Annotated in this window: 12 protein-coding genes; 4 read left to right on the top strand and 8 right to left on the bottom strand. The window is 32.8% G+C overall.

Annotated features, from left to right (window positions below):
* Positions 1-35 precede the first annotated feature (35 nt).
* Both AC3E9W_RS16540 and AC3E9W_RS16535 read right to left on the bottom strand, forming a co-directional pair.
* Positions 36-563: a KdsC family phosphatase gene (locus AC3E9W_RS16540; protein WP_488769195.1), complete on the bottom strand. Its 528-nt coding sequence runs from the start codon at positions 561-563 to the stop codon at positions 36-38.
* Complete coding sequence (locus tag AC3E9W_RS16535) at positions 547-1,308, bottom strand: Rossmann-like and DUF2520 domain-containing protein (protein ID WP_488769193.1); 762 nt, start codon at positions 1,306-1,308, stop codon at positions 547-549. Before AC3E9W_RS16535 ends, AC3E9W_RS16540 begins: the two co-directional genes overlap by 17 nt.
* A 289-nt stretch (positions 1,309-1,597) precedes the next feature.
* Here AC3E9W_RS16535 and AC3E9W_RS16530 point away from each other — a divergent pair, with 289 nt between their 5' ends.
* Positions 1,598-4,825, top strand: coding sequence for a cytochrome c biogenesis protein (locus AC3E9W_RS16530; RefSeq protein ID WP_488769191.1), 3,228 nt, complete (start codon positions 1,598-1,600; stop codon positions 4,823-4,825).
* Between the two features lie 56 nt (positions 4,826-4,881).
* On the opposite strand, the gene AC3E9W_RS16525 is transcribed toward AC3E9W_RS16530, so the two are convergent.
* The 4 genes from AC3E9W_RS16525 to AC3E9W_RS16510 all read right to left on the bottom strand — a co-directional run bounded on the left by AC3E9W_RS16525 (position 4,882) and on the right by AC3E9W_RS16510 (position 7,423).
* Positions 4,882-5,613: a DUF3667 domain-containing protein gene (locus AC3E9W_RS16525; RefSeq protein WP_488769190.1), complete on the bottom strand. Its 732-nt coding sequence runs from the start codon at positions 5,611-5,613 to the stop codon at positions 4,882-4,884.
* Positions 5,614-5,618: 5 nt separating this feature from the next.
* Positions 5,619-6,005 (bottom strand): DoxX family protein, encoded by a 387-nt coding sequence (locus tag AC3E9W_RS16520; protein ID WP_488769189.1) that lies wholly within the window; start codon positions 6,003-6,005, stop codon positions 5,619-5,621.
* A 99-nt stretch (positions 6,006-6,104) separates the two neighbouring features.
* Positions 6,105-6,893 (bottom strand): anti-sigma factor, encoded by a 789-nt coding sequence (locus AC3E9W_RS16515; protein WP_306154939.1) that lies wholly within the window; start codon positions 6,891-6,893, stop codon positions 6,105-6,107.
* Entirely contained in the window at positions 6,893-7,423 is a 531-nt protein-coding gene (locus AC3E9W_RS16510; RefSeq protein ID WP_306154941.1) for an RNA polymerase sigma factor, read from the bottom strand. Before AC3E9W_RS16510 ends, AC3E9W_RS16515 begins: the two co-directional genes overlap by 1 nt.
* A gap of 755 nt (positions 7,424-8,178) precedes the next feature.
* Between AC3E9W_RS16510 and AC3E9W_RS16505 the strand changes: the two genes are divergently transcribed.
* Complete coding sequence (locus AC3E9W_RS16505; RefSeq protein WP_306154942.1) at positions 8,179-8,763, top strand: glutathione peroxidase; 585 nt, start codon at positions 8,179-8,181, stop codon at positions 8,761-8,763.
* A 154-nt stretch (positions 8,764-8,917) separates the two neighbouring features.
* Here AC3E9W_RS16505 and AC3E9W_RS16500 read toward each other — a convergent pair whose 3' ends face one another.
* Entirely contained in the window at positions 8,918-9,412 is a 495-nt protein-coding gene (locus tag AC3E9W_RS16500; protein WP_488769188.1) for a GNAT family N-acetyltransferase, read from the bottom strand.
* A 16-nt stretch (positions 9,413-9,428) separates the two neighbouring features.
* The gene (locus AC3E9W_RS16495) at positions 9,429-10,604 is read right to left on the bottom strand and encodes a thioredoxin family protein (RefSeq protein WP_488769187.1); all 1,176 of its coding nucleotides are present in this window, start codon (positions 10,602-10,604) and stop codon (positions 9,429-9,431) included.
* A 177-nt stretch (positions 10,605-10,781) separates the two neighbouring features.
* Here AC3E9W_RS16495 and menD point away from each other — a divergent pair, with 177 nt between their 5' ends.
* Entirely contained in the window at positions 10,782-12,443 is a 1,662-nt protein-coding gene (gene menD / locus AC3E9W_RS16490; protein WP_488769186.1) for a 2-succinyl-5-enolpyruvyl-6-hydroxy-3-cyclohexene-1-carboxylic-acid synthase, read from the top strand.
* Positions 12,444-12,530: 87 nt separating this feature from the next.
* Positions 12,531-12,872 (top strand): DUF2853 family protein, encoded by a 342-nt coding sequence (locus AC3E9W_RS16485; protein WP_456892736.1) that lies wholly within the window; start codon positions 12,531-12,533, stop codon positions 12,870-12,872.
* Positions 12,873-12,883: the final 11 nt, after the last annotated feature.

The raw sequence follows: 12,883 nt of genomic DNA, 5'->3' as shown, positions 1-12,883 counted from the left end.
TTTTCTTTAATCTAAAATCAGAAATCTAAAATTGTTTAATCGTGTTTTCCGTTAAAGTAATCCATCCATTTTCCCTGCACTTTCATTACTTGTTCGATTACGTCTCTCACGGCGCCGCGTCCGCCTTTTACATGCGAAATATAACGGCAGATATTTTTAATTTCTGGACTTGCATCTTGCGGGCAAGTTGGAAGACCTACTAGTTTCATAACATGAAAATCTGGAATGTCATCTCCCATATACAATACATTTTCAGGTTTTACATTAATACTTTCACAGTAAGCCGTAAACGTTTTTACTTTATCAGGAGTTCCTAAGTAAACATCTTTAACCCCAAGATTATTAAGACGAATACGAACGCCTTCATTGCTTCCGCCAGAAATAATACAAACTTTGTAACCGCTTTCAATTGCTGCTTTTAGAGCGTAACCGTCGCGAATATTCATTGTTCTTAACATTTCGCCTTCATTGGTTACAAAAACTGAACTGTCTGTAAGTACGCCGTCTACATCAAAAACAAACGTTGTGATGTCATTCATTATTTCTTTATAACTTTTTGCCATTATGCTGTATAGATTGTGTTAAGATTTTATAGATATTTTTTTTGTTTTCGTCATGTAAAAAAGCCACATGCGCATCGGTAGTAATAGAATCGTGGCGGACGGCTGGACCAGTTTGTGCGTCGATTGGATCAAGCGTATTGATTTTATCTGCAGTTTCCTGAATTAAAGGTCTTAAAACAGCAAACGGAACTTGATTTTCTTCACAAATTTCCTGTCCCATTTGGTATAAATGATTCGTAAAATTGCTCACAAAAACTGCAGCGACATGAAGCGCTTTACGCTGTTCTGAACTTATAGGATAAACTGCTGTAGAAACACTTTTTGCTATGGTTTCTAAAAGTTTAAAATCGGCTGTGTTTTCTGCTTCGAGACAGAACGGAATTATAGAGTAATCTAATGTTTTATTCTTAGAAAATGTCTGGAGCGGATAAAAAACACCCCTACGATTTTTAGGATCTAAAAGTGCTATAGAAGATGTGCCCGAAGTATGCACAACCAACTGATTGTTGAAAGGAAGCTGTTCTGAAACTTCTGTAATAGCATTATCTGAAACCGAAATAATATGCAGATCAGCGGGTTCTAAATCCTCTAGATTATTCACAATCTTTTCAGAATCAATTAAATGAAGTAAACCTTCTCGCTTTCGCGAAAAAACCTGTTTAATTTCAACAATTTTGCTGGCAGAAAATGCCTTTATCAAATGCTGCGCAACGTTGCCGGAACCGATTATTGTTATCTGAATCATGAGAGCAAAATTAGTATTATTTTTTTTAATGCGAAGGGCTAATGAAATAGGGATAATGCTTTTTTCAAGTTTTTATTGCCTATTAAGTTTTGTTAGAATTCTAACACTTTCCTAGTAAAAGCAACTATTCAGAAAAAATGCATTTAATTTGTAAGTTAAAACTTTCTATATTATCAAATTGTTTGAAAAATAGTCTTTATTTTTGGTTTTTATTAACAAAAGCCGAAGCCTGCTAATCAACATTTTTAAGTACTTTTGTCGCACTTTTATACAATGTAATTCCTAAGAAATGGATAAAAAAATATTCTCTTTTTTGTTTTCTACACGATTAATGGCCGTTCTTTTTTTAACATTTGCAATTGCAATGGGTGTTGGAACTTTTATCGAAAGTAAATACAACACCGATACAGCCAGAATACTAATTTACAATACTTGGTGGTTTGAGGCAATTATGGCCATCTTTATGATCAATTTCTTCGGAAACATCAAAAAATACCAACTGCATAAAAAAGAAAAATGGGCAACACTTTTACTTCACCTTGCCTTTGTTTTTATCATCGTAGGAGCTTTCATTACACGTTATATCAGTTATGAAGGAATGATGCCAATTCGCGAAGGAGCGGCTGAAAACCAAGTTTATTCAGATAAAACCTTTCTAACCATTTTTGCTGATGGCGAATATAAAGGTCAGCCAAGAAGAAGAGTTTTTGAAAAAAGCCTTTTACTTTCTCCTGTTACCAATAATAATTTCAGCATTTCAGGAAAATTTGACCAGACTCCTTTTGAAGTTTCGTATTCTAATTACATCATGGGAGCGAAAGAAGTGGTTAAACCAGATCCAAATGGCGCTTTATACATTAAATTGGTTGAAGCTGGAGCAGGTGGAAGAGAAGAACACTACCTAAAAGAAGGCGAAGTTCAAAATATTCACAATGTTTTATTTGCTTTAAACAAGCAGACTGACGGAGCAATTAATATCAATACAACAGGTAAAGAATATACAATTCAGACTCCTTTTGAAGGGGAGTTTATGCGAATGGCAGATCAGTTTAAAGGGAAAGTTACAAAAGATAATGTACAGCCTTTAATGATGCGTTCTTTATACAGCATTGGAGATATCAGAATTGTATTTCCAGAGCCTCCAATGAAAGGAAAAGTAGATTATGAATCTAATAATGATTTTAAAGCAAAATCTCATTCTGATGCTTTAGTAGTAAAAGTAAAAGCTGAAGGACAAGAAAAAGAAGTAATGCTTATGGGCTCTAAAGGGCAGGTTGGAGAAGCTAAAACAGTAAAAATTGGCAATATCGAATATTCTTTATTCTACGGAAGTAAAGCTTATGTTTTACCATTTAAAATTCGTTTGAATGACTTTATTGCTGAAAAATACCCTGGTACAGAGAAAAGTTATTCTTCATATAAAAGTAAAGTAACAGTTCAAGATTCTACAGAAACTTTTGATGCTGATATTTTTATGAATCACGTTTTAGATTATCAAGGGTATCGTTTCTTCCAATCTTCATTTGACCCAGACGAAAAAGGAACTGTTTTATCAGTAAATCACGATTTCTGGGGAACGAATATCACTTATTTTGGTTACTTTCTATTATACATTGGTTTAATGGCAATTATGTTTACTAAACATTCTCGTTTTGGAGATTTGAAAAAGAAATTAGAAAACATTCAAAAGAAAAAAGAAAAACTAATAACCATCTTAGTTTTATTTATTGGTTTAAATGGTTTTGCTCAGGAAGCACCACACGTTCATACGCCGGGACATGTTCACGAACACGAACATAATCATAGTGCAGATCCAAACGATCATGCGAATCACGTTACAGCTCCACCAAGTAAAAAACAATTAGATTCGTTATTGAATATTTATAAAGCGCCAGAAGCACACGCAGCAAAATTTGGACGTTTAATTATTCAGGATGCTGGAGGAAGAATGAAGCCGATTAATACGTTTTCATCTGAACTGCTTCGTAAAGTAAGTCATAATGATAAGTACAACGGAATGAACTCTGATCAGGTATTTTTATCGATGACGCAATACGGTCAGGTTTGGATTCAAGTTCCAATAATTTATATAAAATCAGGAAACGACAGTATCCGTAAAATCATTGGAATTGATTCAAAAGATAAATATGCGCCATTTGTAAAATTCTTTGATGAACAAGGAAATTATAAACTGTCTCCTTATTTAGATGCAGCTTACAAAGCGGCAAATCCAAATCAGTTTGAGAAAGACTTTATTGAAACAGACAAAAAAGTAAATATAATGGAATCTGCATTGAGCGGAAGGATTTTGAAAATTTTCCCTATTCCAAATGATTCAAATAATAAATGGGCTTCTTATCTGGAACGTGATAATGCTGGTTTTAAAGGAATGGATTCTACTTATGTGAAACAAATTCTCCCTTTATATTTTAGCGCATTAAATAACGCTTCAATTTCTAAAAATTGGGATACAGCAGATCAATTAGTAGAAAGTATAAATGGATTCCAAAAGAAATTTGGAGCTAAAGTGCGTCCAAGCGAACGAAAAATTGATCTTGAGATTGCTTACAATACGTATGATGTTTTACCAAAGATGACTTATTGGTATTCTATGGCAGGAATTTTAATGCTGATTTTTACATTATTCAGTATTTTCTTTGATAAAAAGTTCTTACGCATAACTGTAAATGGTTTCCATATATTAATAGGAGTAATATTTGCATTGCATACCGTTGCTTTAATTGCACGTTGGTATATTTCTGGCCACGCACCATGGAGTAATGCTTATGAGTCTATAGTTTATGTAGCTTGGTCAACCATGTTCTTTGGCTTGGCTTTCCATAGAAAATCAAAATTAACGGTTGCTTCAGCTGCCTTTGTAACCTCTATGATTTTCTTTGCTTCAAATCTAAATTGGGTCGATCCAGAAATTGCAAACTTACAGCCTGTTTTGAATTCTTATTGGTTAATGATTCACGTAGCGGTAATCGTAGCAAGTTATGGTCCGACTGCTTTAGGAATGATTTTAGGTTTTGTTGCTTTAGTATTGATTTTCTTTACGAATGATAAAAACAAAGCTAAAATGGACTTGCATATCAAAGAAGTAAGTTACATTAACGAAATGGCAGTTACAATTGGTCTTATCATGCTTACTATTGGGAACTTCCTTGGAGGACAGTGGGCAAACGAAAGTTGGGGACGTTACTGGGGTTGGGATCCAAAAGAAACTTGGGCTTTAATTTCGATTATGGTTTATGCGTTTGTAATTCACGCTCGTTTTGTTCCTGCTTTAAGAGGAAAATGGTTCTTCAACTTAATGACTATGTATGCTTTTGTTTCTATCTTGTTTACTTATTATGGAGTAAATTTCCACTTAGTAGGTCTACACTCGTATGCAAGCGGAGAAGCGCATTCTTTAAACTGGATCTACTACTGTTTAGTTACTATTACGATAATTGGAGCTGTAACATATCCTAAATATAGAAAATACTATAAAACCAAAAAGGTTAAAAAATAGATAATCCAGAATTATCATAAACAAAAAGGGATTCAGTCTATTTTGAATCCCTTTTTTTATGCAAAAATTCTGCTTATTAAAAAAATAATAGATACAAGAATTACAAATGCGATTAAAAAGATCAGATGACTGACTATTGATAAAATAAAGGCTTTTGCTTTTGGCATTTTGTTGAAAAACTGAATATTAGTCCAAAATATAAGTACTAATCCAATTAAATAAGTGATGGTCTGAAACCAATTTGAGTGTCCTAATTTATATAAATAAAGCGCCACGGGAAATGTCAAAATCTGAACAAATAATCTTTGTGATGCTTTAAACGTATTCAATACAAAAAGTTCGACAAAATTATAGCCCTGGTTTTTAAAAGCAATATAAGTTCCTACAGTATAAAGAGGAATTGTGAGAACTGTTGTCCAAGAAAAATGAGTGAGAACCCAATCATTCATACTTTCATAATCAAAAGAATTATCAGAACTAGTGTTTAGATAATTAAGATGAAAGTAGTGAAATAAAAATCCATAAAGAGTCGCTAAAACAACAACTAGAGATAAAGGTTTGAAATGGCGGACTCTTTTTCCTTCAATAAATTCACGGATAGAATGCCCAGGTCTCGTAAACAGTTGCCTCAGAGAATAAGGTATTCCTTCATCAAAATGCAGCAAGCCATGTTGTATATCATGCCACAAAAAGTGAAAATTTATTTTGTGTGTATCTGCAGTCTGTCCGCAGTTGTTACAAAATTTGCCAGTAAAAGTAGTATTACAGTTTTTACAAATTGTTGCCATCAATCTTATGAATTTATTTTTTTAGAAAAACCAGAAGGATACATTATAGCCAAAAGAACGCAGATTAAAAGAAAATTGTATTCGCAGCCATTTCTTCCTCCGCCAACTACAAACCATCCTTCTTGAAAATGAACCATTACAATTCCCATTATCAAAATAAAAATCGTGACAAATCCCGCGAGTTTGACATATTTATTAAGCAATAAAAGAATAGCCGCAATTATATGTGAAATTTTAATTAGCCAAGCTATATAAAGTCCGAAAGGAGCGAATCCTACTTTATTGAGATAGAGATTTCCAAAATCATTTATTCCGTTATTGAAGATTCCGAAAACAGAATGCGTAAGCAGAATAATAGCTACAGCAATTCTTAGAAGTAAAGTTCCATTCATGATTATAGTTGGTTTTGGAAAATTAGTAACCCTAAAATAATAAAAAAACGCATATCGAATAAATTAACATGCGTTTTAAGAGTTTTAAATTATTGATTTTTAGACTTTCCCTAAAGTGTAAAGCTGTTCCATTGTTGGAGTAGGACTTCCGCCAGCTGGCTCTAAAGTAATTCCAAATGCTTCTGCTGAATCTGTTTGGCTAACAGCAAAGATTTTTTGTGAATTTCCTTCAAAATTATCCAATAAGCCAATACTTGTCGGCGTCAAAACCGGACTTAATTTTAAAGACCACACCTGATACACCATTCCTTTTGGAGGTGTAGGTAGACCAGCCGCGTCAATATAAGTTGTTTTGGTTTGCTGATTCCAATATACTTTTGCAAACGAAGTAGGAGAAACTGCCTGACCGCCAAGAGTTACACCCGTATTTTTGATGTCTCTTACAATTCCTAAGTTTTTCTCCGTTTCTTTATTCTGCTGGCTCAAATAAGCAAATTCTCGCTGGATTTTGTTTTTCTCATTTCCAACAGTAGAGATTTCTTCTTTGCTTTTTGTCAATTCTAAAGTTTGGTAGCCTAAACCTAAAAGTAAAAGCACTGCCGCTGCCCAGCCCACGTACTGAGACCAGTTTGAAGCTGGCTTCATTTCGACTACTTTTCCATGTTTCAGTTCCAGACGCGCTTTAATCTTCTCAAAATTTTCAACAGAGTGAAAAGGAGAGAAGCTAGAAGAAAGTGCAATTATGGCTTTTTCGATCGAAATAATTTCCTGATCTACTTCTGGCGCTTTTTTTGCCAGTTCAGCAATCTCCAGATTTTCTTTTTCACTTAATAGGCCATAAACGTACAGCTCTAAAATTCCTGATTCTATATATTCTTGTGCTTCCATTATATCTTCAAATAATTACGTAAATCGTTAATACAGTTTCTGTTTTGAGTTTTGATAGTCCCCAGTGGCATTGCCAATTCTTCTGAAGCTTCTTGCTGGGTATATCCTTTAAAGAATAACAAATTGATTATTTCGATACATTTTGGTTTCAGTTTTTTTACAAATTCCTGAATTCCTATTGCATCAAGTTTGTGGCTCAATTTATTGCTCTCGTCTAAGAGATTTACGAAATTATCTGATGAAAGGTTTTTTTGTGTGTTATTATAGTCTTTAGAACGAAGTTTATCGATAGAGGTGTTTCTAGCGATATTAAGGATCCAAGTGTAAAACCGTCCTTTACTCTCGTTATAAGAATCGATGTTTTTCCAGATTTTGACAAAAACATCCTGAAGCACATCTTCTGCCTCTTCGCGATTCTTGATTAGGACATGAATGACAGAAAATAAGCTCTTTGAGTACATATCGTACAAGTGCGTAAAAGCTTTTTCGTCCTTTTTGTAAATTAAAACTAGCAGTTCTTCTTGACTCATAGATTTGGATTTTTAAGTTTAAACATTAAAAGTTAAGCCGTTATATGCTAACCTGTTTATAAAGTTAATTTATTTTTCTTTGATTTTTGTATTTTTTTTAATAGTCCAAACCCTAAGAAAATAAGGGCTTCAGAAAAAAAACGCATTTTTTCTCACTTTTTTTAAAACCAAAAACAATCCGATTACGTAAATGTATTTAATAAGATGAGAAAGATCTTATATAAGTCAGTAAAAAAGCTGTTGTTATAATATTATTAAAGACGTATGGATAGCAAAATAATAGTCAGAATATTAATAGTTGGATTAACAACAGTTTTGACTTTGAGTGTTTGTGCTAAAAAAGATTTTGTAAAAAAGACTTTATTAGGCAGCGCAACTAGTGTAGCGGTTAAGAATTAGGATTTGATAAAATAAAAAGATATTGAATAGTTGATGTACTCGGACTTCCAAAACAGAAGATTTTTTTAATATGTTTCTCGAATAATTTTAGGATTTTAATTTACATCATACAAGCCATTTAAATATTTTTTGAACACGTTTAGCATATTGGGGGAAAGAAATTTTCGAAAATAACCGAGTCATCAACTATATTTTATAAAAGATAGCATAATAATTAATTCATGGTTTGATTTGTTTGTATGGGGGGAAGCCTAACGTCTGATTAACGTTAGGCTTCATTTTTTATTTAACTTTTGATTAGCAAAAATTAAATTTGTAGAAAATGATTTTTGCCTAATTTTATAAAAAATTACAAGATGAAAAAAATACTTTTTATACTATTTGGAGCCGCTTTATTAAGCACTCAGACTAATGCTCAAACGAGTACAACTAAATTATCTAAAACAGATAAAACCATGACAAAAGAAACCATTTATCAGTTTAAAGTTGAAGACCTATCAGGAGACACTTTTGATTTTGCTTCGCTAAAAGGGAAAAAAATTATGATTGTCAATACAGCATCAAAATGCGGATTGACGCCTCAATACAAAGATTTAGAAGCTGTTTATAAAGAATACAAAGACAAAGGATTTGTAATTGTAGGTTTTCCTGCCAATAATTTTGCTTCACAAGAACCTGGAACAGCTAAAGAAATCGAAACTTTTTGCCAGCAGAATTATGGCGTGACTTTTCCGATGATGAATAAAGTTTCAGTTAAAGGAAGCGATATGTGTGACGTTTATAAATTCTTAACAGAAAAATCAAGAAACGGATTGCAGGATTCTGAAGTAGAATGGAACTTTCAAAAATACCTAATCAACGAAAAAGGAGAATTGGTTAAAGTTATTAAACCAAAAACTTTAGTTACTGAACCAGAAGTAATCAACTGGATTAAAAGCTAAGAAAACATAAATTGATAAAAAATCCGTAAATCTAAAATTTTTAAGATTTACGGATTTTTTTATGTCAGGCTGAGCGGAGTCGAAGCCCCGCAAAGTGATTCAGCAAACGTGGCTTCGACTCCGCTCAGCCTGACAAAATTGTAATGTTTAATTATTATAGAATAAGCTGCATAAAAACCAAATCCAGCCAATGATCAAATTTGTAGCCAACTTCACGAATCCTTCCTGTAGCAACAAAACCGAATTTTTCATGAAAAGCAATGCTTCCAGCATTATCCGCGTCGATTGCACCAATCATAACGTGATAGCCTTGTTCTTTGGCTAAGCGAATTAATTCTGTTAAAAGTTTAGAACCAATTCCTTTACCTATAATGTTATCTACTACATATACAGAATGTTCTACCGTATATTGATAGCCTATTTTTTCTCTAAATTGCCCATAACTCCCAAAACCAACTACTTCGCCATCCAGATCGGCTACAATTACAGGAAGATTTTTAGCTCTTTTATCTTCAAACCATTTGGTCTGAACTTCTAAAGTTTGCGTTTCGTAACTGTAATTTGCAGTTGTATGTAAAATAGAATGGTTTACAATTTCTAGAATTTTTTGCAAATCGTTTGCTATTGCAGGTCTTAAAATAATGCTCATTGGTAATTATTACGGTTTATTTGGTATTTAGTTCGGCTAATAGAGTATCTGCTTCTTTAGAATTCCAGTCCATTTCTTTGGCTATGTCCTTGGCATTTTTGACATATTCCAAAGCTTTCTTTTTATTTTTTATTTTGTTATAAAGCTTGGCTTCCAACAGATTTCCATCATAAGAATCGCTTAATTCTAAAGAACGGTCTACCCAAGAAATAGCTTTTTTCAAGCTTTCGGTGTCTTTAATATGTTTAAAATAAGTGTTTCCGATATCTTTTAAGAAACTGGCATCATTCCAAACCAATTTTTCCGTGTCTTCAAGCGTTACTTTTTTATAAAAATTCCACTTTTCGGTTCTTTCGGCTAATGTCAGATCGTATTTAAAAACCAAAGAATCCGTTTTTTGCAATCGAATTGATTTGGCAACTTCTCTTTGTTTATAATAGTTTACCGTGTCTAAATTATCAACCAGAGGGCGAAGCAGTTCGTTTACAATGCTTTCAATTTTGCGGTCGACGCGGTTTTGAGAAGCAACAGCAGCAAATTCTTTCTGATGATTTAAAACATATTGAAATTCCCTAGATTTAATGTCAGTTACTCCATTCGCAATAACTCTCCAGTTTAATTCGCTAACCAATTGTTTGTCAGATTGCGTATTTAAATAAATATGTGTTGGTATCGATAATTCCGTTCTGTCTTTTCCTTTTTTTAAAGTATTCAGATAAACAAAGAATTTATCAGAATTGCTCGGATCTGCCAAAAATTGCTTTTCTAAATATGGCAACTGCATTTTCGGATTCAAAGCATTATTCAATTCATTTAAAAATTCAGCTTTTTTCATTTCACCTTTTAAAGCATAAATCAGCGTTTCATTATGGTCTATAAATAAAAAAGTCGGAAGCGATTTGGTATTGAATTTATCTTTTAAAGCAATTCCTTCTTCTTTTTCAATGTTTTTATAAGTGCAGACGAAATTTTTGTTCAGAAAATCAAGAACAGCAGCATCTTTTAAAACATCTGTTTTCATTAAATTACAATGCGGACACCAATCGGCATAAAGCATTACAAAAAGTGGTTTTCCTTCTTTTTTTGCATTTTCTAAAGCCGTTTTGTACGGAACATCAACAGGAACAAATTGATTCTGAGAAGTTATCGTTTGAAAAGTAACAGCTAAAAAAAGTAAAATAAAAAAACGCATATCAAGTCGGACTTTTAGTAATTATTCGATTTTACAAATATATTCCCTTTTTCGGTAAAGAGCCTTAATATATTCCTAATTATACTATAAATCAAGTGCGAAGTTTGTAACTTTGTAAGCAAGATAAAGAATAATCAGATAGAAGATTTTCTTTGAAAAAAGTAATACACGACCGTAATGATTTACCCCAAAATAGCGCTTGCACAAAGCATTATCGAAATTTTATCTGCCAAAGGCATTTTTAATATTATAATTTCTCCAGGATCTAGAAACGCACCGTTAACGATCGGATTTGCTCAAAACCCAAATTTTACCTGTTACAGTATTGCAGACGAGCGATGTGCCGCTTTTTTTGCTTTGGGAATTGCGCAACAGACCAAACAGCCAACTGCTATAGTCTGTACTTCTGGATCAGCCTTATTAAATTATTATCCCGCTTTAGCAGAAGCGTTCTACAGCCAAATTCCATTGATTGTGATTTCTGCAGATCGTCCGCAGAGTAAAATTGATATCGGTGATGGACAAACAATTCGTCAGGAAAATGTTTTTGCCAATCATTCTGTTTTTAATGCCAATTTAACCGAAGAGGCCTCAGAAGAAAACGATTTGAAGATTAACTTGGCTATCGAAACGGCAATTCTAAAAAAAGGACCAGTTCATATTAACGCTCCATTTGAAGAACCTCTTTATGAAACTACAGAAGAGCTTTCTGTAAAGCCAAAAATCACGGTTTTAAAACCTGAAAACAGTTCACAAAACATAGAAAACAGCGATGAAATTATCTCTGTTTGGAATACTGCAAAAAGAAAACTGATTTTAGTTGGAGTAAATGAAGCCAATACTATTGATAAAGAAATTATCGAAAATTTAGCTTCAGATCCGTCAGTTGTCGTACTTACAGAAACGACCTCAAACCTTCATCACGAAAGTTTTATTAATTCAATTGATACTTTAATTACTCCGTTTGATGATTCTGATTTTAAAGAATTTAATCCAGAAGTTTTAATAACTTTTGGCGGAATGGTGGTGTCAAAGAGAATAAAAGGTTTTCTACGAAAATACAAGCCAAAACACCATTGGCATATAGATACTTTACGCGCTTACGATACATTTGGAGCGCTGACAAAACATTTTGAAATGCAGCCAAATGATTTCTTCAAAGATTTGCTTTCAAAAACTACTTTTGTAAAAAGTAATTATTTCAAAAACATTGATTCGATTTATAAGACAAGACTAGAAAGAAGAAAAGAATATTTAAATAAAATAGAATTTTCAGATTTTAAAGTTTTCGAAAAAGTAATTGAATCGTTGCCAAAAAATAGCATGCTTCAAATTAGCAACAGTTCTGCCATTCGTTACGCACAATTAATTGACATAGACAATTCTATTGAAGTTTTCTGTAATCGAGGAACAAGCGGAATTGACGGAAGCACTTCTACAGCGATTGGAGCAGCGTTAGGAAGCGAAAAACAGACTATTTTTGTTACGGGAGACATTAGTTTTTTATACGACAGTAATGCTTTATGGAATTCGTACATTCCTAAAAACTTCAAAATTGTTTTGATTAATAATGGAGGAGGAGGAATCTTTAGAATTCTTCCAGGACATGAGGAGAAACCGGTTTTCAATACTTATTTCGAAACATCGCATCAACTGACAGCTGAACATTTGGCAAAAATGTACGGATTGAATTATTATACGGCACAAGACATTCAAACTTTAGAAAATGGCATAAAATCATTATATAATTCTAATGATGCACCATGTATTTTAGAAGTTTTTACGCCAACATTAGCCAATGATCTTATTCTAAAAAAGTATTTTAAACACTTAATTTAATTGAAAGAAAATATTTGTTAAAATTATTGTTTTAAAACTGCTTTACTCATAACTTTGGGGATTATTCACCAAATTAATTTTATAGTTATGAGCACAAGAGAAGATTTAATTAAAAAGTACACTGCCGATTTAAAAGAGAAATGCGGAATTACAGCTGATGCAGATTTATTAACTAAAGTTACAATTGCTTGCGGTCCTTCAATTTATAATGACGATGCCTCTACGGTAGCTTCTTCACAGCAATCGGAGTTAGATACAGTAAAAAACAACTTTTTGATCAAGAAGTTAGGCTTAACAAATGGTCCAGATTTAGACAAAGGAATTGATGCTGTTATGGAAAAATATGGAAAATCTAACAAGCACAAATATAGAGCAGTAGTATACTATTTACTTACGGTGCACTTTAAAAAAGAAAGCATTTTCAAATAATAAAATTCACT

It is taken from the genome of Flavobacterium sp. 38, from assembly GCF_057799715.1.
Note: the sequence above shows the minus strand (reverse complement) of the source record. Positions and strands in the feature narration are given on the sequence as shown.